Raw genomic sequence first — 25,435 nt, 5'->3', positions numbered from 1 at the left:
GGAAGTGATCAGAACGCAGCAGCTCGACGCCACCGACCGGCGCATCCTCCTCGCGCTCGACGAGGATCCGCGGGCCCCGATCATGGTCCTCGCCCAGCGCCTCGGCCTGGCCCGCGGGACGGTCCAGTCCCGGCTCGAGCGCATGGCGGCGTCCGGCGTGCTCCGCGGGCACTCGACCAGGGTCCAGCCCGAGTCGCTCGGCCGCGGCGTCACCGCTGAGGTCAGCGCCGAGCTCGACCAGAGCCGGATCGACGACGCCGTCGCCGCCCTGCGCGGCATCCCCGAGGTCCTCGAGTGCCTCGCCCCCGCGGGCGACACGGACCTGCTCATCCGCGTCGTCGCCACGAGCCCCGACGACCTCTACCGCGTGTCCGAGGAGATCCGACTCTGCCCGGGCATCCGGCGCACCTCGACCCGCATGATCCTGCGCACCGTCATCCCGTACCGGACGACGGCGCTTCTGGCCGAGTGAGCGCGCCCAGCTATCCCCGGTCGCCCGTAAGCCGCTCGAAGTCCCTCAGCCAGGCCTCGCGCGCTTCGGAGTCGTCGGCGCGCCGCAGCTCGCCCGGCGTGGGGCCGCCCTGCGCCGCCTTCCACGGCCTCACCGTCCGGCGTCCGACGCCGAGCATGAGCAGGGCGCGCTCGGTCGCCGCGGCGTTCTTCACGGCGAAGGACGTCCGACGCCGGCGCAGCGCCTCACGGAGCGCGGTGCCGGCATCGCCGCGGCGGCCCAGGGAGCGCAGCGCCCGGGCGCGCAGGACCAACAGGGCAGCGGCGAGGTCGTCCCGGTTCGTGAGCCCCGCGGTCCACGCGACGACGTCCAGCGGCCGGCCAAGGACCTCGGCGAGGCGGCATGAGGCGAGGGCCGCCGGGAGGGAGGGTGGGAGCGGGGCGAGGGCAGTGAGGGCGTCCTCCGGCCGGCCGATCTCGCGCAGGCTGTGCGCGAGGGCCAGGCAGACCGACTCCTCGCTGAAGCGGACCTCGACCTCGACGCCCTCGGCGACCTCGATCCAGTGGCTCAGCCCGCGGAGGTACTCGGCAGCGAAGGCCGCCGCGGCCGGCTCGCTCGTGCCGTTGAGCCCTCGGGCCAGCAGCTCTGCGGCCTGGGCGTGCTGGTGCGCCCGGTAGGCGTGCAGGCCTGCGAGAACGTAGCAGAGCCCTGACCATCCGGGATAGGCGCGCGCGGCGAGGATGAGCCGCTCGGGCTCGTCGGTGCCGAAGACGGCGGCGTGGACGAGCCGCTCGGGCCTACCCGCGGCGCGCCGCAGCTTCGGAGCCCGGACCCGCCCGGAGACGCGGCGGGCGAGCCGGCGGCCGAATCCGCGCACGGGCGCATAGACCTGCGCGCCGCGGAAGGGCGTGAGGTCGCGGGGGTCGTGGAACGAGGGCTGGCGGCCCAGCTCGCCGGAAGCCATGCCCACCATGCTAACGACTCGCCCCGGGCAGGACCGCAGGGAGAGCGCCCGGCGAAGACCGCGGGCCGGGCGACCGGTGACGCACGACGGCGACCACCCGCCGTCGTCCGTCACCGCACCGCGAAGTGCGTCCACATCCCGACGACCCACACGGTCACGGCGGCGCAGGCGAAGCCGAACTCGACGAGGATGCCCAGGCCCGTGGCCTTGAGCGCGGCCAACGCGGAGGAGGCGGCGCCGCGCAGGTGCCGCGTGCGCCGCCACTCGCTCAGGAGGAGGCCCGCGGCGAAGCCGAGGATGAGGCCCACCACGGGGATGAGGAACATGCCCACGACGGCGAGCACGGCTCCGGCGAGGACCGAGCGGTTGGGGATCTCCCGCTGGCGGAGCCGGCGGCCGGTCAGGATGGCCGAGGCCCCCATGCCCGCGCCGAACAGGACGCCGCCGACGCCGAAGACGAGCCAGCCGCCCCAGCCCGCCCCGCCGAAGAGCGCCCACCCGAGGAGCGCGACGAGGCCGAGGACGCTGCCCGGGAGGACCGGGATGACCGTCCCGGCGACGGAGACGGCGAGGGCGAGGCCGCACAGGACGGCGGCGAGCATGGAGGGGTCCACGCGGCCATCCTAGGGGCCGCTCCCCCGCCAAACGCCGCATCGCAACACGCTGCTATCCCCGCGGGATAACGGCGTGTTGCGATGCGGCGTTGCGGGAGGCTACTCCCCGGGGACGATGGCGGTTGCCGCGGCTCGCATGACAGCCTCAGTGACGGCCGGGCCGACGCGCGGGTCGAGCGGGCTCGGGACGATGTAGTCCGCGGAGAGGCCATCGGCGCTGGACTCGGCGAGCTCGGCGATCGCGCGGGCCGCGGCGAGCTTCATCGCGGGGGTGATGCGGCGGGCGCCGGCGTCGAGCGCGCCGCGGAAGATGCCCGGGAACGCGAGGACGTTGTTGATCTGGTTCGGGAAGTCGCTGCGACCGGTGGCGACGACGGCGGCGTGCCGGCGCGCGACGTCGGGCGCGACCTCGGGGTCCGGGTTGGAGAGGGCGAACACGATCGAGCCCTCGGCCATGCGCGCGATGTCCTCCTCAGGCACGGTCGAGGACGAGACGCCGATGAACACGTCCGCGCCCTCGAGCGCGTGCGCGATCCCGCCGGCCACGGCGCGCGGGTTGGTGCGCTCGGCGAACTCGGCCTTCATGCCCTCGAGGTCCTCGCGCCCGGTGTGCAGGGTGCCCTTGGAGTCGATGAGCACGACGTCGCTCACCCCCGCCGTCAGGAGGATCTCCGCGACGGCGATGCCCGCAGCCCCGGCCCCGGCGATGACGACCTTGAGCGAGGCGAGGTCCTTGCCCACGACCTTCGCGGCGTTCGTCAGCGCGGCGAGGGCCACGACGGCGGTGCCGTGCTGGTCGTCGTGCATGACCGGCATGTCGAGGGCCTCGATGAGGCGCCGCTCGAGCTCGAAGCAGCGCGGGGCCGAGATGTCCTCGAGGTTCACCGCGCCGAAGCTCGGGGCGATCCGGACGAGGGTCTCGACGATCTCGTCCACGTCCGTCGTGTTGAGCACGATCGGGATCGAGTCCAGGTCCGCGAAGGTCTTGAACAGGGCGCTCTTGCCCTCCATCACGGGCAGCGACGCGCTCGGGCCGATGTTGCCCAGGCCGAGGACGGCGGTGCCGTCCGAGACGACCGCGACGAGCCGCGACGCCCACGTGTGCGTGCGGGCCAGGGCCGGGTCCGCGGCGATCGCGCGGGAGACCTGGGCGACCCCGGGCGTGTACGCGATCGAGAGGTCGCGCTTGGTCGCCAGCGGGCGGTCCACGCCGACGGAGAGCTTCCCGCCCTCGTGCGCGGCGAAGATCTCGGCCTCGGTGATCGGGGTCTGGTCGCCCTGCGGCTGGGCGTTCTCAGGCTGCGCGGGCGAATCGATCGTGGAAGAGGACACGGTACTGTCTCCTGGGGTCGTGCCGACGCGCGGGCGCACGACGGCGTGGCGGGCCGTGCGCTGAGTCCTCGCCTGCGCGACGTCGCGCAGGGTTGAACAGGGCACAGCCTGTGGATAGGATCCGGGGCGCCGCCGGGGTGCGGCGCGTCCGGGGCCGTGACGGCGCGGGGATGTGCGCGGCTGCAGGCCTCGGTGGGACGTATGGCCATCTTACTCGGGCGGCACCGGGCTTCCGCAACGTGGAAGTGAGAGACGTCAGCAGGATTCTCGCGGTGTCACCTCCCTGCGACGCGGGGTCAGTTGGCTCTGGAGGCCAGGGAGTTGCGGGTCGCCAGGGCGCGGGTCGCCGGGGCGCGGGCGGCTAGACGCGGGCCGGGGCCGTGCGCACGGCGCCCCGGCGGGCGAGCATCTCGCACGCGGCCTTGAGCTGCCGCTCGGCCTGGAGCGGCATGAGCCGGCCCGTGCGCACCGCGGAGACGAGGCCCGAGACGATGTGCAGGATGCTGCGGCCGCGCTCCTCGTCCCCAGCGAGCATCGCGAGGAGGGACCAGGCGAGCTCGTCGACCTCGCCGACGAGACCCGTGAGCTCGTGGTCGGCCGGGACGACGAGCTCGGCGAGGCACGCATTCACGGCCGGCTGGGCGAGGCGCATGTGGAGGAGTTCGACGGCGGCGCCGGCCAGGTGCCGGATGCGCTGCTGCCGGTCACGGACAGTGTTCGCCCGGTTCTCGACCCGGCGCTTGAGCTCGGCGAGCTGGCGGCGGTGGAGGGCCAGGAGCAGGTGGGCCGAGGACGGGAAGTAGCGGTGGGCCGTGCTCGAGGCGACGCCGGCCTCCTCGGCGACTTCTACGACGTCCACCTCCGCGTACTCGCGCGTGGCGAAGGTGCCGGCCGTGGAGAGAAGCTGCTCGTAGCGCGCGGCAAGGCGCGGGGTCGCAGGGGGAGGGGCTGGGATGACCAGATCCTGCGGCAGTTCGAGCACAGCGCGGCAACCTCTCTCCGGACGCTTCTGCACAGCGACCGCACGCCGGGGGTGGGGCGTGCCGGGGACTGTCCAACTATACGCCAGCCGCCTCCCCGCTCCCGGTGGTCCCGGGGCGCCCCGCATTGTTGGGCCCCGCGGGGGTGACCCGGGGCCGCGGGAGCGGGTCAGGCGACCGAGCGGATCCTGGTGACGAAGACCGCGCCGAGCAGGCCGATCACCGCGGCGGCGACGTACAGCGAGACGTACCCGCCGAGGAACGCCACGAAGGGATAGGCGATGAGCGGGGCGATGACCTGCGGGAGCGAGTTGGCGATGTTGATGACGCCGAGGTCCTTGCCGCGGTCGGCGGCCCGCGGGAGGACCTGGGTGATGAGGGCGAAGTCGACGGCGAGGTAGGCGCCGAAGCCGATCCCGAGCACGAGGGCGCCGACGATCGCGCCCACCCAGGTCGGGAAGAAGGCGAGGATGAGCGAGGCCCCGGCGATCACGGCCGAGGACGCGATGACGAGGGGCTTCCGCTTCCCCATGCGGTCGCTGAGCTTGCCGCCGAGGACACTCGTGACGATGACCATGACCGCGTAGAGGCCCGTGAGGATGAGCACGCCGGTCGCGGAGGGGATGCCCGTCGTCCGCTCGAGGTGGACGGCGTCGGCGAGGAAGAACAGCAGGTACAGCGTGACCATGTGGTTGCCGATGTTCACGAGCAGGCGCGTGAGCCAGGCCCAGCCGAAGTCGGGGTAGGCCCTCGGGCTCACCCAGAACGAGGCGAGGAACGCGCCCAGCGAGAAGGGCACGACCGACGAGCGGGTGAGCGGGGCGTCGTCGGCCCTCACGAGGTAGAGCACGACGCTGGCGATCAGCACCACGGCGCACACGATGTATCCCAGGCCGAAGGAGCCCGCGACCGCCGCGGCGATCACCGCGCCGAGGAGGATACCGACCGTCTGCCCCATCGCCGCGAGCCCCCCTACGGTCCCGCGCTGCAGGACGGGCACGCGGTCCGGGATGGCGGCGGTGATCGCGGCATAGGCGGCGTTGCACCCGGCCTGCACGAGGCACCAGAGGACCGTCATGACGGCGACGCCGGGCGCGCCGGCGAGCGCGACGAGCGCGACGGTGCCGAGCAGCGCCCCGGCCAGGACCCACGGGCGGCGGCGGCCGAAGCGCCCGGCCGTGCGGTCCGAGAAGGCGCCCGAGAGCGGGTTGCCGACCATCGACACCGCTGCCCCGGCGCCCGTCACGAGGGCGAGGATCGCCTCCTTCTGGCCCGGGTCGAAGTGCGCGGCCTGCTGGCCGAGGAGCACCTGGATCGGGCCGAAGAAGGCCGCGTTGATGCCGAGGTTGACGAGGACGACGCCGAAGGTCCACGGGGCGCGGACGGGCACCTCAGGCTCGGCGAACGCGAGCGCTGGGCCAATGTCCCGGGGCGTCTCGGGGGTCTGGTTGGTCATGGTCGGCTCCGCTGCTGACGTCCGCCCCACCCGGAGTGGGTCGGTGGCTCTCAGATTACGTCAGCCGGGGCTCAGTGGCGCCTGATGCGGCGATGTGTCCCGGGAAGGTGACCCTCACGCCCGAGGACATGACCCCTCAACGTGAGGGGTTATGTCCCCTTACTTGCGGGCCAGTGGCCCGCCGCACGACAGCGCCGCCCCGCCGAGGGTGATCCCGGCTGTGGGTGAGCCGGAGGCCCTGCTTGGCCGGCCGACGTCGTACTCTCATACCGTGGAAAATCAGGCAGCAGCGGCGCCCGACGAGGCGATGGCCGGTCAGGTGTACCAGCAGATCCTCGAGGCGATCGTCGAGGGGCGGCTCACCCCGGGCCAGAGGCTGCGCGAGCGCGAGCTCTCGGACCAGTACGGCGTCTCCCGCATCCCGGTGCGCGAGGCGATCCACCGGCTCGAGCAGGACGGCTTCCTCGTCACGGCACCCCGGCGCGGCGCCGTCGTGCGGCGCCTCACCCTGGCCGACGTCGAGGAGCTCTTCGACCTGCGCGTGCTGCTCGAGTCCTTCGCGGCCCGCCGCGCAGCCGAGCGCGTGGCCGCGGGGGCCGACGGCGCGCACCTGACCGAGACGCTCCGACTCGCCCGCGACGCGATGGCCGCAGGCGATGCCGTGCGCACGTCGGACCTCAACAGCGCGTTCCACGACCAGATCGTGGCCCTGGCGAACAACGCCCTCCTCGAGCGCTCGATCCGGCCTCTGCGCGGCCTGACCCGGTGGATCTTCGGCCTCTCGGTGAACCGGCCGCTGGAGATCAACGCCCTCGAGCACGACGAGCTCGCCGACGCGATCCTCACCGGCCAGGCCCAGCTCGCCGAGGCCGTGGCCGCTGCCCACGTCGAGTCCGGCCGGAAGCCCGTCATCGACGGGCTCGCGGGACTCCTCTCGGCCTGACTGCAGAGGGAATCCGGGGTCACCTCGCAAGGATGCGAGGTCACCTCCCAACGATCCGGGGTCACCTCCCAACGATCCAAGGTCAATGTCTCGTCATTGACCCCGCAACGCAGGGAGGTGACCCCTCAACGGAAGGGCTAGCTGGCCAGCAGGGCCTTCATATCCTCGATCTCCTTGGTCTGGGAGGCGATGATCGACTCCGCCATGGACTTGGCGCCCGCGTGCTGGCCCGAGGACTTCTCGGTCTGGGCCATCGACACGGCGCCCTCGTGGTGGGCGATCATCTGGGTCAGGAACAGCTTCGCGGCCTCGGCCGCGCCGGCGGCCCGGAGCTTCTCGAGGTCGTCGGCGCTCATCATGCCGTCCATGCCGTGGCCGGCGCCTCCGGGCATCATGCTCGGCTGGCCCCACTCGCCGAGCCAGCCGCGCAGGGTCGCGATCTCGGGCGCCTGGGCGCCCTTGATCTGCTCGGCGAGCTGCGCGACGCGCGGGTCAAGGCCGGGCTTGGCCAGGACGATGTCGCTCATCTCGACCGCCTGCTCGTGGTGCGGGACCATCATCTGCGCGAACATCACGTCGCCGGCGTTGAAGCCAGCATTCGGCGTGCCCATGGGCATCTCGTGGTTTCCGTGGGCGCCGCCCGTGCTGCTGGGCGCAGCGCTGCTCGTGGGCGCGGTCGAGGGGCCGGGGGCCCCGCATCCGGCGAGGGCGAGAGCGGCGGCGAGGGCCGTGGCGGGCAGCGCGAAGCGCAGGGTGTTGCTCTTGAGGTTCATGGTCTTCTCTCGTGTCAGTCCAATGGTGTGGGTGGGGCGGGCCCCGTCACGTCCGGCTGACCGAGAGGTCCACGAGGTCCGGCGTCGGGGCACGGGCCAGAACGGAACGCGGCGGGGCGGCGGCGGGCGGCGGCGGAAGGGCATCGGAGCGGTCAAGCACGACGACGGCGGGCGGCACCGGGGCCAGCGCACCGGGCGCGGGGACGCAGTGGGCGCCGCTGTGCTCCCCGGGGTCCGAGGGCACGCAGGTGGCGTCTGGGCCAGCGTCGCGGAGGCGCTTGTCGTGCGCCATGAGCCGCGCATCGCCGGAGTGGCCAGCGCCATGGGTGGCGTGCGTGGCGGCGTGCCCTCCGGCGGCATGCCCTCCGGCGGCGTGCCCGACGCCCTGCGTCGCGACCGCGGCCGCCTCATGGGCCGCCTGGCCCGAGCCGAGCGTATGCATGCCCAGGAGTCCTAGGGCCAAGGCCAGGACGGCGACGACGCGCACGAAACTGCACAACTCACGGGCCGACAAGGGCCCGAACGGCCCCATCGGCCTCTGAGTTGTGTCGTTCCGCACGCTCCCCATGCTAGGAGACATGCCTCGGATCCACGTCGAGGCGCCGCAGGAGCTGGGCGTTGAGCGCCACCAGAATCGTTGAGGCGGACATCAGGACGGCGCCCGCGGCCGGGGACAGCGTGATCCCGGCGAAGGCGAGGACGCCTGCGGCGAGCGGCACGGCGACGACGTTGTAGCCCGTGGCCCACGCGAGGTTCTCCCACATCTTGCGGTAGCTCGCCCGGGAGAGCTCGACGACGGACACGACCGAGCGCGGGTCGCTGCCCGCGAGGACGACACCGGCGGACTCGATGGCGACGTCTGTTCCCGCGCCGATCGCGATGCCGACGTCGGCCCGGGCGAGTGCCGGGGCGTCGTTGACGCCATCGCCGACCATCGCGACGGTGAGCCCGCGGCCCTGCAGCTCTGCGACCTTGCGGTCCTTGTCCTGCGGCAGGACCTGGGCGAAGACCTCGTCGATGCCGAGGTCTGCCGCGACGGCATCGGCGACCTCCTGCGCGTCGCCGGTGATCATCGCGACCCGGATCCCCAGGCGCTGGAGCGTCGTGACGGCGACACGCGACTCCTCGCGGATCGAGTCCTCGAGGGCGATCGCGCCGGCCACCCGGCCGTCGCGGACCACATGGAGCACCGAGGCGCCGCGGGACTCCCAGCCGCCGACGGCGTCGCGCAGCTCCGCAGGCGACTCAAGCCCCAGCTCGGCCAGGAGCGCGGGGCCGCCGACGTGGACGGTCTCGCCCCCGATCCGGGCGCGGACCCCCCGGCCCGAGCTGGCCTCGAAGCCCGTCGCGGCCGGCACGTCGAGCCCCCGGTCTTGGGCTGCCCGGACGATGGCCCGGGCCACGGGATGCTCCGAGTCGGATTCGACAGCCGCCGCGAGGGTGAGCAGCCCGCCGTCGCCCGCGTCGCCCGCGTCGCCGTCGTGCAGGTCACCGCCCGCGCCGCCGTCGTGCGCGCCGCCCCGGCCGCCGCCCTCATGCCGGCCCGCGGCGACACCCGCCGCCGCGACGCCGACGACCTCCGGCTCGCCCTTGGTCAGCGTCCCGGTCTTGTCGAAGAGGACGGCGTCGACGGTGCGCATGCGCTCGAGGGCGAGGCGGTCCTTGACGAGGACGCCGCCCCGGGCCGCGTTCTCGGTCGAGATGGCGATGACGAGCGGGATCGCGAGGCCGAGGGCGTGCGGGCACGCGATGACGAGGACGGTGACGCTGCTCGTCACGGCGTCGGGGAGGCTCCCGAGAAGGGTCCACGCGGCGAACGTGATCGCGCCCGCGGCGGTCGCGAAGTAGAAGAGGAAGGCCGCGGCCCGGTCGGCGAGGGCCTGGGCGCGGGACGAGGAGGCCTGCGCGTCGGCGACCATGCGCTGGATGCCTGCGAGCGCCGTCGCTTCCCCCACGGCCTCGACGCGGACGCGCAGGCTCGTGTCCGTCGCGACGGTGCCGGCCACGACGGCGTCGCCCGGGCCACGCGTGACGGTCTTGGATTCGCCGGTGATCATCGACTCGTCGAGCTCGGCGGTGCCCTCCTCGATGCGTCCGTCCGCGGGGAGGCGGCCGCCGGCGCGGACGAGGACGAGGTCGCCGGGGGCGAGGTCGGCCGCGGGAACGGTCTCGGTCCCCGCGGAGGTGATCCGCTCGGCCTCGTCCGGCAGGAGCGCGGCGAGGGCCTCGAGCGCGCCGCGCGAGGCGCCGAGGGCGCGCATCTCGAGCCAGTGCCCCAGGAGCATGACGGTCACGAGGAGCGCGAGCTCCCACCAGAAGTCGAGGGCGAAGCCGCCGATCCCGAGGCTCGTGGCCCACGAGGCGACGAACGCGACCGTGATGGCCATCGAGATGAGGAGCATCATGCCGGGCTGGCGCTCGCGCAGCTCCCGCAGGCCGCCGGTCAGGAAGGGGGCGCCGCCGTAGACGAAGACGGCCGTGCCGAGCACCGGAGGGATCCACTCGCTGCCGGGGAACATGGGCGGCATCGCGCCGAAGAGGTGCCACACCATGGGGCTGAAGAGGACGACGACGGCGGTGAGGCCGAGCGTGAGCCAGAACCTGTCGCGGAACATCGCCACGGAATGGCCCGCGTGCTCGCCGTGGGTGTGGACGGCGTGGGCGTCGGCGCGCGTCTCGTGGAGGTGGGCCGAGAGGTCCGGCGCGGGCCCGGCGTCGTGCTGGTGCCCCGCCTCGGCGTGGTGTTCGGCCACGCGGCTGTGCTGTTCGTGTTCGCTGTGCTGGTGTTCGCTGTGCTCGTTCACGATGACCCCTTCTTTCCCTGGGGATGCGTACGGGCTGTGGTCGATCGGCGGTGAATGGGATGCCCCGGGACCGCCTCCATCGCTGACAGCACGTCCAATATACCCCCAGGGGGTATACCACCGCAAGAGTGGGCGCCGGGGTCGGGGTATGGAACCTCAGCACATCCTCTGGGACGTCGGGGCGAAGGGTGGCCGGGTACGCATCTCGACGGGGAATCCCCGTTTCGGGTGCAGATCTCGACGCACTTTCCGCATTCCGGGTACGCACGATGGCGGGCGTGCGGCGCCCCAGGCGACCGCACGCCGTCGTCCGGCACCGCCAGCATCGCAGTGTTCCCGAGATGCCCGTTGGGCGTCGAGATCCGTACCAGGAACGCTGAATCCCCGTCGAGATGCGTACCCGACAGAGTGCCACCCGACACGGTGCCACCAGACCCCGAGACGGAGCGCGGCACGGAACGCAAGAGGCCCCCGGCTGTAGCCGGGGGCCTCTTGCCTACGTTGGGCTCACGTGCAGCGCTGGTGCGTGACGCCGAACGGGACGCTTTCGTCGAAGGCAACCGTGTACTGCCCGGGCTCCTCACGGGTGACGAGGATGCCGCAGCAGGGGTTGGCGAGGGCGCGCTCTTGGAGGGTGCCGATGGCCGAATCCAGCGCGGAGTCCAGCTCGCGCGCGGAGTCGACGACGACGGTCAGCGCGTCATGGCGGTGTCGGCCGTGGATCATGACTTTCTCCTTGCTACAACTTTCAACCGTCAACCTTACTTGCACAAGAATTTGTCCGACAACTTAATTTATGCGCGCCACGCCGATTCGGTGCGACATCTGTCGCGCAATCGCCGCGACCATCAAGACACTCTGTATGGTCAAGACCACATCCGACGGGCTGTAGCCTAGGTGAGGCCCTGTTAGGGGCATCACATTTTGAAGAAACCACTGTGAAGGTCTGTGCACTATGACTACGCCCAACACCCCCAGGGTCCCGTCTGACGGCTCAGCGTCGAGCCACCTCGACGAGCCCCATCTCTCCCGCGGCCTGTCCAACCGGCACATCCAGCTGTTGGCGATCGGCGGCGCCATCGGCACCGGACTGTTCATGGGCTCCGGCAAGACCATCTCGGTGGCCGGGCCGTCGGTGATCTTCGTCTACATGGTCATCGGCTTCATGCTCTTCTTCGTCATGCGGGCCATGGGCGAGCTGCTTCTGAGCAACCTCAACTACAAGTCCTTCAGCGACTTCGCGGGCGACCTCCTCGGCCCGTGGGCGAGCTTCTTCACCGGCTGGACGTACTGGTTCTGCTGGGTGGTCACGGGCGTCGCGGATGTCATCGCGATCGCTGGCTACGCCAACGAGCTGTGGCCTGGCATCCCCCTGTGGATCCCCGGCGTCGCCACGATCCTCATCCTCCTGGCCCTCAACCTGCCCACTGTCAAGGCGTTCGGCGAGGTCGAGTTCTGGTTCGCGCTCATCAAGATCGTCGCGATCCTGGCCCTCATCGGCACCGGCCTGTACATGATCTTCTCGGGCTTCACGTCGTCGGCGGGCACGGCGTCGTTCTCCAACCTGTGGCAGCACGGTGGCTTCTTCCCCAAGGAGTTCATGGGCTTCGTGGCCGGCTTCCAGATCGCGGTGTTCGCGTTCGTGGGCATCGAGCTCGTGGGCACCGCCGCGGCCGAGACGAAGAACCCCGAGCACAACCTGCCCAAGGCCATCAACGCCATCCCCGTCCGCGTGGGCCTGTTCTACATCGGCGCGCTCATCATCCTCATGTCCGTCACGCCGTGGACCGAGTTCATGGCCGGGCACTCGCCGTTCATCGGCATGTTCTCGCTCGCGGGCCTCGGCGCGGCCGCGACGATCGTCAACCTCGTAGTCCTGACCTCGGCGATGTCGAGCGCGAACTCGGGCATCTACTCGACCTCGCGCATGGTGTTCGGCCTCGCGATGGAGGGCGACGCGCCGTCGGTCTTCGGCAGGCTCTCCTCGCGCAAGGTCCCGCAGAACGCCCTGTTCCTGTCCTGCGTCCTGCTGCTCTCCGGCGTCGTGCTCCTCTATGCGGGCAAGAGCATCGGCGCGGCGTTCGACATGGTCACGACCGTCTCGGCCGTGTGCTTCATGTTCGTGTGGTCGATCATCCTCGCGAGCTACCTCGTCTACCTCAAGCGCCGCCCCGAGCTCCACGCCGCCTCGACGTACAAGATGCCCGGCGGCCGGGCGATGGTCTGGGCCGTGTTCGCGTTCTTCAGCTTCCTCGTCTGGGCCCTGACCACGCAGCCGGACACGCTCACGGCGCTGCTCGTGACGCCGATCTGGTTCGCCGTGCTCTTCGTCGCGTGGCAGATCGTCAAGCGCTCCCCGCTGCATCAGGCGCGCATCGCCAACCACCGCGAGGTTCTCGAGGAGGAGGCCAAGGTCACCGCCTAGCCCCCCACATCCGTTTCGGGTACGCATCTCGACGCGGTTTCCCCGTTTCGGGTGCAGATCTCGCCCCGGATTTGGCATCGCGGGTACGACGGCGCGTGGCCGGCTCTCAGGGCCGGCCGCGCGCCGTCGGCGTTACCTCCGGGGATGACGACGGCGATGGGCGGCGGCCCGCCGTCGGCCATCCGAACCCCAGTGCACCCGGAATGCCGGATCGGCGTCGAGATCCGTACCAGGAACGGCAGGAGGGCGTCGAGATGCGTACCCGAGACCTGAGCGGCGGGGCGACCACGCGCCGTCGTCCGTACCGACCTGACCTGTGGTTACTCTGGGCGCATGAGCAGATTCGCCCCGCGCACGACTCCCGCCCTGGCCCCCGAGGAGGCCGCCGCGCTCGGGCGGGCGCTGACCGCGCAGGACGTCTCGGTGTTCGCCAACGGAACGGCGCACCGCCTCGCCCCAGAGGCGGACGCCGCGGTGAAGGACCTGCTAGCGCGGCTCGCGCGCGGGGAGTCCGTCACGGTGAGCAGCGCCGAGCCGCTCCTGACCGTCGCGCAGGCCGCCGAGCTCGCCGGCGTGAGCCACACCTACGTGCGCAAGCTGACCGACCTCGGCACGTGGCCCGTCGAGTACCGCGGCTCGCACCGGCGGATCCGGCGCGAGGATGTGCTCGCGTGGCTCGCGGGCCAGAAGGGCTCGCGCAAGGGCGGGCCTGCCGTCGGGGAGGACTGAGCTCAGATCCGGGGGCGGCCCGCCCAGCGGCGGGCCTTGAGCGCGAGGTGCAGCTCCTGCCGCACGCGGCCCGAGAGCGGCTCGGCGCGGATCACCTTCCGCACGCGCGCGAGCCGATGGTACACGGTCGAGCGGTGCACGTGCAGCCGGTCCGCGACGGTCTGCACGGCGCCGTCGCTGTCGTAGAGCATCTCGAGCACCGGCAGCAGTTCGCCGTTGCGGTCCTCGGCCTCGAGCAGCGAGAAGTACACGCTCGTCGGCTCGGCAGCGAACGCTCCCATGAGCTGGTAGGCGCCGATGCTGCGCACGTCCACGAGCTCGCCGAGCTCGGGATCCACCGCCGCGGCCTGCGCCGCGAGCCTGGCCTGCGCCGCGGCCTCGGGCAGCCCTTTGAGGGCAGAGAATGGCTCGCTGATCCCCACGAGGATGCGCCCGGCGGGCCGCCCCGACCGCTTCGCGAGCTCCCGCTCGTAGTGCGTCAGGACGGCGGCGTGGCTCGCCCGGGCGCTCGTCGCAGTGAAGAGCACGACGGCGTGCGTCTCGGTCCCAGCGGTGAACAGCGCTGGGTCAATCCCGGCGGTGGCCTGCATCGCGGCGGTGCTCGTCGCGACGGTCGCGGCCTGCGGGTCCTCGGGGGTGACGCCCTCGGGGTCGAGGAGCACGGCGACCTGCCACGGGGCGCGGCCCTGGACCTCGCGCCAGCCCGAGATGGCAGCCTGCGCATTCCGGTCTCCTGCGGCGGCGGCGAGGAACTCCGCCTCGCGCCCGCGCCGGTGCGCCGACTCCGCGGTGTTGGACTCCAGGAGCAGCCCCGCGAGCAGCTCGAGCTCGAGCCGCACGGTCGGCAGGGCCGCGAGGATCGCCGCCGAGCCGTCCTCCTCGGGCCCCTGCAGGATCCAGAGGTAGCCGACCCGGAAGCCGCGCACGAGCAGCGGCACGCACACGCGCCCGTACATCCCGAGGGTCGGGTTCGCCGGGACGGTCACGGGCCGCACGGCGGTCGCGATGCCGTGCGAGAGCTGCCACGCCTGGATGTCCGGCGGGAGCCGCTTCGACAGGAGGAACCGCACGCGCGCCGGGTCCGCCTGGGGCTGGTTGGACGAGTACGCGATGAGCACACCGTCGAGGTCCTCGACGCTCAGCCCCCGCCCCAGCTTGGCCGCCGCCTCTTCCACCAGTTCCTCGACGCCGTGCCGCATGCCGTTCAGCATACGTCCGCGGAGGCCCCCTCGCGTCAACACGAGGCGACATTTGCCGCTGCACGCTCAGACACTTGTCTGACGCACGACGACGGGATCCCCGGATTTCCGGGCCTCGCGCCGTCGGCGGTCGGCTGCGCCCGTATGGCACGCCTCACACCGGATCTACGCTGGAGGCACGGGCTGATGCCCCTCGCGCAGGCCGGCCGGACGACGGCCGTAACCCCACGGAAGCAACGGAGACCGCAGTGATCATTGGAGTCCCCAAAGAGATCAAGAACAACGAGTTCCGCGTAGCCATCACGGCCGCGGGGGTCCACGAGTTCGACGCGCACGGCCACACCGTGCTGGTCGAGCGCGGAGCCGGCCTCGGCTCGGGCATCAGCGACGACGAGTACATGATCGCGGGCGCCGAGCTTGTCGAGGACGCCGCGGACGTGTGGGCCCGGGCGGACATGATCATGAAGGTCAAGGAGCCGATCGCCGCCGAGTACGGCCATTTCCGCAAGGGCCTCATTCTCTTCACGTACCTGCACCTGGCCGCCGAACCGGCGCTCACCCGTGCCCTGCTCAAGTCCGGCGTGACCGCGATCGCCTACGAGACGGTCCAGTCCGGCCGCAGCCTGCCCCTGCTTGCCCCCATGTCCGAGGTCGCCGGCCGACTCTCGGTCCAGGTCGGAGCGCAGGCGCTGACGGCCCCGGCCGGCGGCAAGGGCGTGCTCCTGGGCGGCGTGCCCGGCGTCCGCCCGGCCAAGGTCGTGGTGCTCGGCGCGGGGGTGGCCGGGACCAACGCCGCCGTCGTCGCGATGGGCCTCGGGGCGGACGTGACGATCCTGGACATCAATATCGGACGGCTCCAGGAGCTCGATGCGCTGTACGGCAGCAGGCTCAAGACGGTCGCCTCGAACAAGTACGAGATCGAGAAGTCGGTCGTCGAGGCGGACCTCGTGGTCGGCTCGGTCCTCATCCCGGGGGCCAAGGCGCCCAAGCTGGTGTCCAATGAGCTGGTGGCCCGGATGAAGCCCGGCAGCGTGCTCGTGGACATCGCAGTGGATCAGGGCGGCTGCTTCGAGGACTCGCATCCGACGACGCATCAGGACCCGACATTCCGGGTGCACAACTCGATCTTCTACTGCGTCGCGAACATGCCCGGGGCGGTCCCCAACACGTCGACCTATGCCCTGACGAACGTCACGCTGCGCTACGGCGTCCTGCTTGCGGACCTCGGCGTCGCCGCGGCCTTCGAGAAGGACCCGGCGCTCGCCGCGGGCCTCAACATCGCGGCCGGCCGCGTGACCCATCATTCCGTCTCCGAAGCCCACGGACTCCCGCTCGCTCCGGACTGGCGGGGCCTCGTCTCCGCCTGACCCTCCTATCCGGGGTCACCTCCCAGCGATCCGGGGTCACCTCCCTGCCACCCGGGGTCATTGAGCTGACATTGACCCCGCGTCCCTGAGACGTGACCCCGCATCCTTGGGAGGTGACCCCGGAACGTAGGGAGGTGACCCCGCGTCGGGGGCGGCGGTGTGATCAAGGCCACTCCCCGGCGCGGAATGGCCCGCCCCCTCCAGATGGTTGACACATCACAGAAGCGCCGGGCGGCCCGCCCGGGGCCACTGACCATCGAGGAGAACACCATGGCCGAGACCACGATTCTGACCCTTGTCGGCAGCCTCCGCGCCGAGTCCGTCAACAGCAAGTTCGCCGAGGTCGCGGCAGCAGCCGCCCCCGAGGGCACCGCCGTGACGACGTTCGCCGGCCTCGAGGAGATCCCGTTCTACAACGAGGACCTCGACGTCGAGGGAAAGGTTCCGGCCAAGGCCGCGGAGCTCCGCGCCGCCGTCGCCGCCGCAGACGGCATCCTCCTCATCACGCCCGAGTACAACGGCACGACGCCGGCCGTGCTCAACAACGCGATCGACTGGATCTCCCGCCCGTTCGGCCAGGGCTCGGCGACCGGCACGAAGGCCGCCGTGATCGGCACGTCCGCCGGCCAGTTCGGCGGCGTGTGGGCGCACGATGACGCCCGCAAGTCCCTCAAGATCGCCGGCGCCGAGGTCCTCGAGGACGCCAAGCTCGCCGTGGGCGCGTCGTACTCGCGATTCGCCGAGATCGCCCCTCAGGACGACGCCGAGGTGGTCGAGGGCATCAAGAGCGTCCTCGCCGCTCTCGCCGCCCCCGCCGTGGCCACCGGCGCCGTGGCCGAGGCCGCCGCAGCCAACTGACACGATCGTCAGGACGCCGAACGACCGCGTCACCGATCCATCGAGCGCCGCCGCGCCCGGGGGCTGCCCCTGGGCGCGGCGGCGCTTTGCGCATGAGGGCGGGCGTGTCCGGCCTGTGATGACAGCCGCCGCCCCGGCCCCGCGCCGTTGCCGCGCCGTGTCCCAAGTGCCGCGGAAGCGTGAACCGAACGGCATGCTCGGCGGCTCGCCCCGGCCCTACCGTTGAGAGACGGAGGGTGGCGAGCGAGGGAGCCGACATGGCCAGGCGGACGACGACGGCGCGGACGGCCGCTGCCATCGCCCTTGCGCTCGCCCTCGCCGCGTGCGCGCCCTCCCCCGGACCCGATCAGAGCCTGAGCCCGTCCCCGTCAGCCGCGCCGACCACCGGCGCGCCCGCGCCGACGATGCCGCCAGGCGGCACGCCGTCGTCCGCCGCGCCGCTGCCCCCGACCACTGCCCCCACCGCTGCCCAGCTCCCCGAGCAGGTCGCGCCGCTGACGATCTTCTACATCGCGATGGACGACGACGGCGCATCCGGCCCGCGGATCGGCTGCGGCGACAGCGTGGTCGCCACCTTCACCGCGCCCGAGCGCTTCCGGGACCAGGTCGGCCCCACCCTGCGCCGGCTGTTCGCCGACCACCGGGCGCTCGTCGGCCAGTCCGGCCTGTACAACGCGCTCTACCAGTCGGAGCTGAAGTACGTCGCGGGCTCCTACGACGGCAGCACGATCACGGTCTGGCTCACCGGGACATTCATGCTCGCCGGGACGTGCGACGTCCCCCGGGCCAAGGCCCAGATCGAGTACAGCGCGATGGCGGCCGCGGGCGCCGAGCGCGCCGTGGTCTACGTCAACGGCGTGCCGCTCGACGACGTCCTGAGCCTCGCGTAGGCCCGGCGCGTTCCATGGCCCGACGCCCGGGGCGGGTCTACGCTGGAATCGGGGGAGGAAGCCACTCAACGCACGAGGGGATTGCCATGACAGGGTTCGAGCCCGACACCGAGGACAGGGTCCACAGCGAGGCCCCGGCCGAGGGCGACCAGGAATTGGACGCGACCGAGATCCGGGCGCACTCGGAGGATCCCGCCGAGGGGCCCGACGAGGACTGATCAGCAGGACCCCGCGAGACGCCGCGGACGCGGGAGCCCGAATCGGACGCGGCCACGGTCAGGGCCGTGAGCACGCGCCCTGCTCTGGGACGTGTACTGCCCATCACGACGCGGGCGTAGCGTGGTGGCATGAGCCAGCCTGACCAGGAGTCCCCCGAACCCTCGTTCCGCTACGGCAATGCGTTCCGCTACGACATCGAGATCCTGCACCTCGTCGTCTCGGCCGGCCACGCCTACTTTGGCCGGGCCAAGGACGGCGCCGCGGACGTCCCGACCGAGGACGCAGAGCGCGTCGAGATCGTGGCCGGCAAGGGGATCGTGGGCGACAGGTTCTTCGGCAAGGCCGCGCACATGGATGCCGCGTTGACGCTGTTAGCGGCCGAGGGACTGGAGGCCGTCGCGGCCGAGCTGGGCACGGGACCGCTCGATCCGGCGCTGACCCGGCGCAACGTGATCCTGCGCGGCGCGCAGCTGGGGCCGCTTGTCGGCGTCGAGTTCGTCCTCGAGTCGGACGGCTCGAGCGTCCGGCTGCGCGGCGGGCGGCCCGCGCACCCCTGCGCGTGGATGGACCGCATGCTCGCACCGGGCGCGCACGCGGCGATGCGCGGGCGGGGCGGGCTGCGGTGCCAGCCGCTGACGGACGGGACGCTGCGGCGGGGGCCGGCGGTGCTCGTGAGCCCCGTGCCCCTGGACCCGGCGCGCGCCGGCGAGGCCTCCGCGCTCCGGCCCGGGAGGCTCCCCTAGCGGTTCTGCTCGACGGCCTTCGCGAGGTTCGCGAGACCCTTCTCGAAGTCCTTGCCCACGAGCTTGTCCATGTCCATGACCATGGCGAACAGCTTCGCGAGCCCCTTGTTCTCGCCCCTCATGGCCCAGGTGACCCGGGTCCCGCCGCGCTCCGGCTCGAAGGTGAAGCCCGTGGGATTCACGGCGCGGAACGGCTTCAGGAAGATGAGCCGGATGCGGACGCTGGTGGGCTCATGCGCGTCGAGGATCTGCATGCTCCCCGCACCGGCCTTGCGGTTGCCCGACCACGCGTACGTGGCACCCACCCCGGACTCAGGTCCGGAGTAGGTGCGCTGAAGATCTGGATCGACCCCCTCCCAGGGCGACCATTTCCTCCATTCGCGGAAGCTGTTCACGAGCGGGAACACGGCCTCGGGAGGGGCAGGGATGAAGGCGCTGCGCGTGATCGTGTACCCAGACATGGGCCCATGCTACGCACGCGCGCGCCCGCCACGGGAGGGGGCGGGCGCGCGCAATGCCGGGGCGCTGCAGCACCGAGACAGCGCCCCGTGCCTCTACCTCACGCCGCCGCGGGCACGGCCCATGACCCAGCCGATGAGGGCCAGGACGAGCAGGATGATGCCTACCCAGAGCAGGAAGTTGAGCGCCTGGTTGAACCCGCCCACGAGGAGCAGGATGATCGCGATGACGCCGGCGATGATGAGAAGAGTGTTCATGCCGGTTTCATTGCCCCGGACGCGGCGTTCGAAACAATCTCCCGTGGCTCCCGCCGCGCCACGCGGCCCCAGCCGAAAGGAGGCAGGCGCCGTATGGCGCCTGCCTCGAGGTTGTCGACAGGCCTATTCCGAGATGCCCTCGACCAGCTCGCCAACGCGTTCCTCGGCATAGTGCCGGGCCACGTCGGCCTGGCTGAGGATCCCGACGAGCCGGTGGTCGTGGATCACCGGCAGGCGCCGGACTTGGTGCTCCTTCATGACGGAGATGGCATCCTCGATCGTGGCCTCGGAGTCGACGTAGTACAGCCGGCCTTGGGCGAGGTCGCCCGCGATGACCATGTCGGGGTCGCCGCCCTCGGCGATGCACTTCACGACGATGTCCCTGTCGGTCAGCATGCCGTGGATCTTGCCGTCTTCGCCGCAGATGGGCATCGAGCCGACGTCGAGCGTGCGCAGCCTCTCGGCGGCGCGGCGCAGGGTGTCCTTCTCGCCGATGCACTCGGCGTGGTCGGTCATGAGGTCCTTGACCTTGGGCATGGGCTCCTCCTTCGCGACTGCGGCGCGCCGGCCCGGCCCGGATTGACCGCATCAGCCTTCGCCGTCCAGTCGATTCCATCCTGATACCGGTCCGCGGCGGGGGTCAACAGGCCTGAAGGGCCTCTTTCGGGACTACGCGCCCGCGCGCCACGGTGTTGCGCAGCCGATGTGCAAGCGCTTACAGTTTCTCGTCGGCACCACGCGGAGCACCGTGATTCGCGCCCGGCACCCGCCTGGTTCCCCGTCGAAAGGGTTGAGGCCGTGATCCCATGGCTGACGCCGGATGGCGTGCCGCCCGCGCACGCAATCGAGGCTTGTCCGGCTCCCGCCCCGATGTGGACGCGACGTCATAGCGCGCCCTCGGTTCGCGGTCCCACGCCTGCCCGGCGTACCGTGGAATGATTGCCCGCGGGCGACGCGCGCGCAGGACGCGCCCGCTCCGCGGCTGCCCGGACGCCCCGCTCCGCCGCCGGAACCAGCGGCCCGGGACTTCGCTTCCCATCGCAGCTGCACACACGCCACCGATCCCCCGGGCGCGCCCGCATGCGCGCCCCACGACCCCGGACGCCCCGACCGAGGAGAGGACCATGACGACACAGCAGGACCAGCACACCGACCTGTGGACCGGCACGCAGGCCGTCCTCTTCGACCTCGACGGCGTCCTGACCCCCACCGCGACCGTGCACGAGCTCGCGTGGCGCCGCCTCTTCGAGGGCTACCTCGACGAGGCCGGCACGGGCCCCGCCTACGCGGACTCGGACTACTTCGACCACATCGACGGCAAGCCGCGCTTCGACGGCGTCCGGGACTTCCTGGCCTCCCGCGGCATCGTGCTGCCCGAGGGGCCCGAGGACGACAGCCCCGAGAGCATGACCGTCCACGGCCTCGGCAACCGCAAGAACCGCATCTTCACGCAGATCGTCGAGACTGAGGGGGTCGAGCCCTTCGCCGGCTCTGTCCGCTTCATCGCCGAGGCCCAGGCCCGCGGGCTGCGGCTCGCCGTCGTCTCCTCCTCGCGCAATGCCCCCGCGGTCCTGCGGGCGGCCGGGCTCGCGGGCGAGTTCCCAGTCGTGGTCGACGGCGCGACGGCGGCCGCGGAGGGCCTGCCCGGCAAGCCGCACCCGGCCACGTACGCGCGGGCGGCCGAGCTCCTCGGCACGCCGGCCGCGGCATGCCTCGTGATCGAGGACGCAGTCTCCGGCGTCCAGGCGGGGGCCGCCGGCGGCTTCCGCGCCGTCGTCGGGATCGACCGCGGCGCCGGCCACGAGGCCCTGCTGGGGGCCGGGGCGACACTCGTCGTCCGCGACCTCGACGAACTGCTCTGACCTGTCCCCCTCCCCCTCCCCTCCCCCCTCCCCTCCGTCTGGCCTGACCCCCCACGGACCGGGCCGTACCCCCAGCACTACCCCCGCAACCCCCTCGCTCCGTTCACACACCCTTCTCCCCCTGAAGGACGCACCCATGACGCTCGTCTCCGCTGACCGCCGCCGCTTCCCCGCCGAGCCGTGGTCCCTCGTCGAGGCCGCGCACGTGCCCGGCGACGCCGGCACGCTCGAGACCCTCTTCACGCTCGGCAACGGCCACCTCGGCCTGCGCGGCGCGCACGCCTCCGCCCAGGACGCCCAGCTGCCCGGGACGTTCATCAACGGCTTCCACGAGACCTTCGACATCCGGCACGCCGAGAACGCGTACGGCTTCGCGAAGCAGGGCCAGCGCATCCTCTACGTCCCGGACGGCCAGGAGGCCACCGTGCGGATCAACGGCGAGGAGCTGACCCTCGCCGCGACGCCCGTGCTCGACTACCGCCGGACGCTCGACTTCGCCGCCGGCGTCTACGAGTGCACCGTCGTGTGGCAGACCTCGTCGGGAGCGGTCGTCACGACGCGCGAGCGCCGCGCCGTCGGCGCCGCGTCGCGCGCGAGCCTCACGATCGAGCTGGTCGTGACGGCGGACCGCCGCGTCGTCGCGGACGTCGCCTCCGCCGTCGTCAACCGCCAGGACCAGCCCGCCGAGGACGGCTCCGCGCACGACCCGCGCCGGGCCGGTCGGCACGCCGGCCGCGTCCTGTCCCCGCTGCGCGCCGAGGGCGGCCCCACCGGCTCCCTGCGGCTCGCGTGGGCGACGGCGGAGTCGCGCCAGCGGATCGCCCTCGCCGTCGAGCACGAGACGAACGCGACCGTCCCGCCCTTCTCGACCGAGGCCGACTGCGACCGCAGCACGGTCCGCTACGTCCTGCCGCTCGACCCGGGCGAGGAGTTCCGGCTCGAGAAGCGGCTCGCGTACGCCGTCGAGCCTGCCCCCGAGCCCGAGTGGGAGGAATTCGACTCCTATGCCGGGACGGCGGCGAGCCATGCCGATGCAGGAATCTCCGTCGACGCGCTGCTCGCCTCCGCGGAGGCGTCGCTGCGCGGGATCGAGGACCTCGCCGCCGAAAGCGCGGCCCACTACGCGCGGTACTGGGCGACGGCCGACGTCGAGATCGGCGGCCAGCCCGAGCTCCAGCAGGCCGTGCGCTGGAACCTGTTCCAGCTTGCCCAGGCCACAGCACAGGCCGGCGTCGCGGGCATCCCCGCCAAGGGCGTGAGCGGCTCGGGCTACGAGGGGCACTACTTCTGGGACCAGGAGGTGTACCTCATGCCGTACCTGACGTACACCGCGCCCGATTCCGCGCGGCAGGTCCTCGAGTTCCGGCACCGCATGCTGCCCGCGGCCAAGGCCCGCGCCGCCGAGCTCAACGTGGACGGCGCGCTGTTCCCCTGGCGCACGATCAACGGCCAGGAGGCGAGCGCCTACTACGCCGCCGGGACCGCCCAGTTCCACATCAACGCGGCCATCGCGTTCGCCGCGTCGCGCTACGCGTGGGCCACGGGCGACGAGGCGTTCCGCACGGGAGAGGGCGCCGAGCTGCTCTCCGAGACCGCGCGCATGTGGGCATCGCTCGGATTCTTCGGCAAGGACGGGAAGTTCCACCTGCACGGCGTGACCGGGCCGGACGAGTACACCGCAGTCGTGAACGACAACCTCTACACGAACGTCATGGCGCGGTTCAACCTGCGCGCCGCCGCGTCGCTCGAGCACCACTCCGTCAGCGAGACCGACCGCCTCCTCTGGACCGAGGCTGCCGCGCGCATGGCCCTGCCCTACGACGTGGAGCAGCGCGTCCACGCCCAGGACAACGACTTCATGACGCTCCAGCAGTGGGACTGGGACACGCCCCGGGACAAGTACCCGCTCCTTCTGCACTTCCACCCGCTCGTGATCTACCGCCACCAGGTGCTCAAGCAGGCGGACACCGTGCTCGCGATGTTCCTCCAGTGGGAGGACTTCACGGACGAGGAGAAGCAGCGCGCGTTCGACTTCTACGACCCGATCACGACCGGCGACTCGACGCTGTCCCCGTGCGTCCAGGGGATCATGGCAGCCGAGGTCGGGTACACCGCGACGGCGCTGGCGCACTTCACGACCGCGGCATTCATCGACCTTGACGACCTGCACGGCAACACGGTCGACGGCGTGCACACGGCCTCGGCGGGCGGGGTCTGGGCCGCGCTCGCGAACGGCTTCGCGGGCTTCCGCGACCAGGGCCGGGCGCCGCGCTTCGACCCCCGCCTGCCCGAGGGCTGGGAGAGCCTCGCGTTCCGGCTCCGGCTGCGGGGGCGGACCCTTGCCGTGCGGGTCACGCCGGCGGCGATCACCCTCGGGCTCGAACCCGGCCCGGATTCAGGGGCACTGGGCGGCGTGGCGCTGAACGGCACGGGCCGGCTCGACGTCGAGGTGCGCGGGCGCGTCTACGCCGTCGGCGCGGAGCCCATCTCCATCCCCCTCGAGCCGGTCGCCGAGCCCGAGCCGAGCGTGTTCCCGGACCCGACGCCGACGGCGGGTCTCGCCGCCGTCGCGGCGATGCGCTAGGCCGCCCACCGATCCGGGGTCACGTCCCAACGATGCGGGGTCAGCTCTCAACGATGCGGGGTCACGTCCCAACGATGCGGGGTCACCTCCCAACGATGCGGGGTCAGGTCAGAACGCCTTGCCGGGGTTGAGGATCCCGTCGGGGTCGAAGACGGCCTTGATGCCGGCCTGGAGATCGTGGACGCGCTCGGCCTGCTCGAGCGGGAGCCAGCGGAGCTTGAAGGAGCCGATCCCGTGCTCGCCGGTGATGGTGCCGCCCATCGCGAGGGCCACGTCGATCGATTCGTCGAGGGCGTCGTCGAGGCGCGCGGCGGCCTCGGCGCAGTCGGGGGCGAGCGGGTCGACCCAGAAGGTCGGGTGCAGGTTGCCGTCGCCCGCGTGCGCGACGATCTTGAGGTTCACGCGATGCCTGGCCGCCATCAGCCCGAGCTCGTGGGCGTAGTCGACGAGCCGCGAGCGTGGGACGGCGACGTCCTCGCCCACCCGGAACGCGTCGTCGGCCTCGGCGCCGCGGGAGTTGCGCCGGAGGAAGACGAGGCGCTCGGCCTCCTCCGGGTCCTCGGTCGAGACGGCGGCGCCGGTCTCCGCGAGGACCCGCCGGACGACGTCGGCCTCGGCGGCAGCGCCGAAGCCGTCCGTCTGGATGAGCAGGAGAGCCGCGCCGCGCGAGGCGAGGTCCGAGGCGTGGAGGCGGTCGACGTCGGCGATCGAGCCGGCGTCCATGAGCTCCATGATGGCCGGCTGCACCCGGGCCCGGCCGACGGCGAGGACGCCCGCCGCGGCGGAGGCAAAGTCGGGGTAGAACGCGGCGATCGTCTGGACCTCCGCGGGGAGGTAGCGCAGGCGCACGGTGGCCCCGACGACGATCCCGAGCGTTCCCTCGGAGCCGACGATGAGGCCCGTGAGGTCGTAGCCCGCCACGCCCTTGAAGGTGTTCCTGCCGGTCCGGATGAGCGTGCCGTCGGCGAGCACGACGTCGAGGCCCAGGACGGCCTCGCGCGTCACCCCGTACTTCGCGCACCGCAGGCCGCCTGCGTTCGTGCCGATGTTTCCGCCGATCGTGGCGAACGTGTAGCTCGCGGGGTCCGGGGCATACATGAGCCCGTAGGGTGCGGCGGCGGCGTTGAGGTCCGCGTTGATCACGCCGGGCTCGACGACGGCGACCTCGTCCTCGGCGCGGATCTCGAGGATGCGGTTCATCCGCTCGAGGCTCAGCACGATCGAGTTCTCGAGGGCCGCCGCGCCGCCCGAGAGCCCGGACCCGGCGCCGCGGGGGACGATCCGCACGCCGGCCGCGGCGCACGCACGGACCGTGGCCTGCACGTCCTCGACATCCTCGGCGAAGACGACCGCGATCGCCTGCGTCCCCGACGGGTGCGGCCCCCCGTCGCGCGAGTAGACGGCGAGCGTCTCGGGGGCGGTCGAGACCTTCTGCGCGCCGAGGGCCTCCTCGAGGCGGGGCAGGACGGACGGCATGGGGCTCCTTTCGCACCGGGTGGACTTCCTGCGCACCGGATGCCCTTCGA

General features: G+C 72.1%; 25 protein-coding genes. 11 read left to right on the top strand and 14 right to left on the bottom strand.

From position 1 onward, the window contains the following. Positions 1–4: 4 nt before the first annotated feature. Positions 5–472, top strand: a complete 468-nt coding sequence (locus BV907_RS06355) for an Lrp/AsnC family transcriptional regulator (RefSeq protein WP_077488879.1) — start codon at positions 5–7, stop codon at positions 470–472. A gap of 10 nt (positions 473–482) precedes the next feature. Here BV907_RS06355 and BV907_RS06350 read toward each other — a convergent pair whose 3' ends face one another. The 5 genes from BV907_RS06350 to BV907_RS06330 all read right to left on the bottom strand — a co-directional run bounded on the left by BV907_RS06350 (position 483) and on the right by BV907_RS06330 (position 5,797). Further along, positions 483–1,415 carry a hypothetical protein gene (locus BV907_RS06350; RefSeq protein WP_077488878.1) on the bottom strand — a complete coding sequence of 311 codons (933 nt, stop codon included), beginning with the start codon at positions 1,413–1,415 and terminating at the stop codon, positions 483–485. Positions 1,416–1,525: 110 nt separating this feature from the next. Then, entirely contained in the window at positions 1,526–2,029 is a 504-nt protein-coding gene (locus BV907_RS06345; protein ID WP_077488877.1) for a DUF456 domain-containing protein, read from the bottom strand. A 99-nt stretch (positions 2,030–2,128) separates the two neighbouring features. Next, complete coding sequence (locus BV907_RS06340; RefSeq protein WP_245827825.1) at positions 2,129–3,346, bottom strand: NAD(P)-dependent malic enzyme; 1,218 nt, start codon at positions 3,344–3,346, stop codon at positions 2,129–2,131. Between the two features lie 376 nt (positions 3,347–3,722). Next, entirely contained in the window at positions 3,723–4,343 is a 621-nt protein-coding gene (locus BV907_RS06335) for a TetR family transcriptional regulator (RefSeq protein WP_175637392.1), read from the bottom strand. A gap of 167 nt (positions 4,344–4,510) precedes the next feature. After that, entirely contained in the window at positions 4,511–5,797 is a 1,287-nt protein-coding gene (locus tag BV907_RS06330; protein ID WP_077488874.1) for an MFS transporter, read from the bottom strand. 271 nt (positions 5,798–6,068) lie between these two features. Between BV907_RS06330 and BV907_RS06325 the strand changes: the two genes are divergently transcribed. Next, positions 6,069–6,740: a GntR family transcriptional regulator gene (locus BV907_RS06325; protein ID WP_175637391.1), complete on the top strand. Its 672-nt coding sequence runs from the start codon at positions 6,069–6,071 to the stop codon at positions 6,738–6,740. Positions 6,741–6,877: 137 nt separating this feature from the next. Here the strand turns inward: BV907_RS06325 and BV907_RS06320 are convergent, their stop codons facing one another. The 4 genes from BV907_RS06320 to BV907_RS06305 form a co-directional block, all read right to left on the bottom strand. Beyond that, a complete protein-coding gene (locus BV907_RS06320) occupies positions 6,878–7,513 on the bottom strand; it encodes a DUF305 domain-containing protein (protein WP_077488872.1) in 636 nt (211 codons plus the stop codon). A 46-nt stretch (positions 7,514–7,559) separates the two neighbouring features. Then, a complete protein-coding gene (locus BV907_RS06315) occupies positions 7,560–7,955 on the bottom strand; it encodes a hypothetical protein (protein WP_139346638.1) in 396 nt (131 codons plus the stop codon). 127 nt (positions 7,956–8,082) lie between these two features. Further along, positions 8,083–10,317, bottom strand: coding sequence for a heavy metal translocating P-type ATPase (locus BV907_RS06310; protein ID WP_245827818.1), 2,235 nt, complete (start codon positions 10,315–10,317; stop codon positions 8,083–8,085). A 507-nt stretch (positions 10,318–10,824) separates the two neighbouring features. Beyond that, entirely contained in the window at positions 10,825–11,043 is a 219-nt protein-coding gene (locus tag BV907_RS06305; protein ID WP_077488870.1) for a hypothetical protein, read from the bottom strand. A 229-nt stretch (positions 11,044–11,272) separates the two neighbouring features. Here BV907_RS06305 and BV907_RS06300 point away from each other — a divergent pair, with 229 nt between their 5' ends. Further along, complete coding sequence (locus tag BV907_RS06300) at positions 11,273–12,742, top strand: amino acid permease (RefSeq protein WP_077488869.1); 1,470 nt, start codon at positions 11,273–11,275, stop codon at positions 12,740–12,742. 333 nt (positions 12,743–13,075) lie between these two features. After that, positions 13,076–13,471, top strand: a complete 396-nt coding sequence (locus BV907_RS06295; RefSeq protein ID WP_077488868.1) for a helix-turn-helix domain-containing protein — start codon at positions 13,076–13,078, stop codon at positions 13,469–13,471. 2 nt (positions 13,472–13,473) lie between these two features. Here BV907_RS06295 and BV907_RS06290 read toward each other — a convergent pair whose 3' ends face one another. Next, a complete protein-coding gene (locus BV907_RS06290; RefSeq protein ID WP_077488907.1) occupies positions 13,474–14,670 on the bottom strand; it encodes a PucR family transcriptional regulator in 1,197 nt (398 codons plus the stop codon). Between the two features lie 248 nt (positions 14,671–14,918). Here BV907_RS06290 and ald point away from each other — a divergent pair, with 248 nt between their 5' ends. The 5 genes from ald (at position 14,919) to BV907_RS06270 (ending at position 18,747) form a co-directional block, all read left to right on the top strand. Continuing rightward, positions 14,919–16,037, top strand: coding sequence for an alanine dehydrogenase (gene ald, locus BV907_RS06285; RefSeq protein WP_077488867.1), 1,119 nt, complete (start codon positions 14,919–14,921; stop codon positions 16,035–16,037). A gap of 270 nt (positions 16,038–16,307) precedes the next feature. Continuing rightward, entirely contained in the window at positions 16,308–16,895 is a 588-nt protein-coding gene (locus BV907_RS06280; protein ID WP_077488866.1) for an NAD(P)H-dependent oxidoreductase, read from the top strand. A gap of 257 nt (positions 16,896–17,152) precedes the next feature. Further along, positions 17,153–17,785, top strand: a complete 633-nt coding sequence (locus tag BV907_RS19310; RefSeq protein WP_245827817.1) for a hypothetical protein — start codon at positions 17,153–17,155, stop codon at positions 17,783–17,785. Between the two features lie 86 nt (positions 17,786–17,871). Next, positions 17,872–18,003 (top strand): hypothetical protein, encoded by a 132-nt coding sequence (locus BV907_RS19575; protein ID WP_281250848.1) that lies wholly within the window; start codon positions 17,872–17,874, stop codon positions 18,001–18,003. A 129-nt stretch (positions 18,004–18,132) separates the two neighbouring features. Beyond that, positions 18,133–18,747: an MOSC domain-containing protein gene (locus tag BV907_RS06270; protein WP_077488865.1), complete on the top strand. Its 615-nt coding sequence runs from the start codon at positions 18,133–18,135 to the stop codon at positions 18,745–18,747. On the opposite strand, the gene BV907_RS06265 is transcribed toward BV907_RS06270, so the two are convergent. From BV907_RS06265 to BV907_RS06260, 3 genes are all read right to left on the bottom strand, one after another. Next, on the bottom strand, positions 18,744–19,208 hold the full coding sequence (locus tag BV907_RS06265; protein ID WP_077488864.1) for an SRPBCC family protein: 465 nt from the start codon (positions 19,206–19,208) through the stop codon (positions 18,744–18,746). The two genes, BV907_RS06270 and BV907_RS06265, sit on opposite strands and share 4 nt — an antisense overlap. Before the next feature lie 93 nt (positions 19,209–19,301). Next, the gene (locus BV907_RS18245; protein ID WP_139346637.1) at positions 19,302–19,463 is read right to left on the bottom strand and encodes a DUF2207 domain-containing protein; all 162 of its coding nucleotides are present in this window, start codon (positions 19,461–19,463) and stop codon (positions 19,302–19,304) included. A 123-nt stretch (positions 19,464–19,586) separates the two neighbouring features. Continuing rightward, on the bottom strand, positions 19,587–20,000 hold the full coding sequence (locus BV907_RS06260; protein WP_077488863.1) for a CBS domain-containing protein: 414 nt from the start codon (positions 19,998–20,000) through the stop codon (positions 19,587–19,589). A gap of 587 nt (positions 20,001–20,587) precedes the next feature. Between BV907_RS06260 and BV907_RS06255 the strand changes: the two genes are divergently transcribed. Then, positions 20,588–21,325, top strand: a complete 738-nt coding sequence (locus BV907_RS06255) for an HAD family hydrolase (protein ID WP_077488862.1) — start codon at positions 20,588–20,590, stop codon at positions 21,323–21,325. 136 nt (positions 21,326–21,461) lie between these two features. Next, positions 21,462–23,909: a glycoside hydrolase family 65 protein gene (locus BV907_RS06250; protein WP_077488861.1), complete on the top strand. Its 2,448-nt coding sequence runs from the start codon at positions 21,462–21,464 to the stop codon at positions 23,907–23,909. 108 nt (positions 23,910–24,017) lie between these two features. Here the strand turns inward: BV907_RS06250 and BV907_RS06245 are convergent, their stop codons facing one another. Continuing rightward, positions 24,018–25,385 carry an FAD-binding oxidoreductase gene (locus tag BV907_RS06245; RefSeq protein ID WP_077488860.1) on the bottom strand — a complete coding sequence of 456 codons (1,368 nt, stop codon included), beginning with the start codon at positions 25,383–25,385 and terminating at the stop codon, positions 24,018–24,020. Positions 25,386–25,435 lie beyond the last annotated feature (50 nt).

The sequence above is a fragment of the Sinomonas mesophila genome (genome assembly GCF_001999765.1).
Taxonomy (GTDB): domain Bacteria; phylum Actinomycetota; class Actinomycetes; order Actinomycetales; family Micrococcaceae; genus Sinomonas; species Sinomonas mesophila.
This window is presented reverse-complemented; position numbering and strand designations above follow the sequence as displayed.

Excerpts from the sequence above, each read along its gene's own strand:
- BV907_RS19310 (WP_245827817.1), top strand. The coding sequence starts at position 17,153 with ATGGCCAGGCGGACGACGACGGCGCGGACGGCCGCTGCCATCGCCCTT.
- BV907_RS06290 (WP_077488907.1), bottom strand. The coding sequence starts at position 14,670 with ATGCGGCACGGCGTCGAGGAACTGGTGGAAGAGGCGGCGGCCAAGCTG.
- BV907_RS06350 (WP_077488878.1), bottom strand. The coding sequence starts at position 1,415 with ATGGCTTCCGGCGAGCTGGGCCGCCAGCCCTCGTTCCACGACCCCCGC.
- BV907_RS06305 (WP_077488870.1), bottom strand. The coding sequence starts at position 11,043 with ATGATCCACGGCCGACACCGCCATGACGCGCTGACCGTCGTCGTCGAC.
- BV907_RS06270 (WP_077488865.1), top strand. The coding sequence starts at position 18,133 with ATGAGCCAGCCTGACCAGGAGTCCCCCGAACCCTCGTTCCGCTACGGC.
- BV907_RS06265 (WP_077488864.1), bottom strand. The coding sequence starts at position 19,208 with ATGTCTGGGTACACGATCACGCGCAGCGCCTTCATCCCTGCCCCTCCC.
- BV907_RS06295 (WP_077488868.1), top strand. The coding sequence starts at position 13,076 with ATGAGCAGATTCGCCCCGCGCACGACTCCCGCCCTGGCCCCCGAGGAG.
- BV907_RS06315 (WP_139346638.1), bottom strand. The coding sequence starts at position 7,955 with ATGCATACGCTCGGCTCGGGCCAGGCGGCCCATGAGGCGGCCGCGGTC.
- BV907_RS19575 (WP_281250848.1), top strand. The coding sequence starts at position 17,872 with ATGACAGGGTTCGAGCCCGACACCGAGGACAGGGTCCACAGCGAGGCC.
- BV907_RS06330 (WP_077488874.1), bottom strand. The coding sequence starts at position 5,797 with ATGACCAACCAGACCCCCGAGACGCCCCGGGACATTGGCCCAGCGCTC.
- BV907_RS06245 (WP_077488860.1), bottom strand. The coding sequence starts at position 25,385 with ATGCCGTCCGTCCTGCCCCGCCTCGAGGAGGCCCTCGGCGCGCAGAAG.
- BV907_RS06260 (WP_077488863.1), bottom strand. The coding sequence starts at position 20,000 with ATGCCCAAGGTCAAGGACCTCATGACCGACCACGCCGAGTGCATCGGC.
- BV907_RS18245 (WP_139346637.1), bottom strand. The coding sequence starts at position 19,463 with ATGAACACTCTTCTCATCATCGCCGGCGTCATCGCGATCATCCTGCTC.
- BV907_RS06250 (WP_077488861.1), top strand. The coding sequence starts at position 21,462 with ATGACGCTCGTCTCCGCTGACCGCCGCCGCTTCCCCGCCGAGCCGTGG.
- BV907_RS06300 (WP_077488869.1), top strand. The coding sequence starts at position 11,273 with ATGACTACGCCCAACACCCCCAGGGTCCCGTCTGACGGCTCAGCGTCG.
- BV907_RS06280 (WP_077488866.1), top strand. The coding sequence starts at position 16,308 with ATGGCCGAGACCACGATTCTGACCCTTGTCGGCAGCCTCCGCGCCGAG.
- BV907_RS06320 (WP_077488872.1), bottom strand. The coding sequence starts at position 7,513 with ATGAACCTCAAGAGCAACACCCTGCGCTTCGCGCTGCCCGCCACGGCC.
- BV907_RS06255 (WP_077488862.1), top strand. The coding sequence starts at position 20,588 with ATGACGACACAGCAGGACCAGCACACCGACCTGTGGACCGGCACGCAG.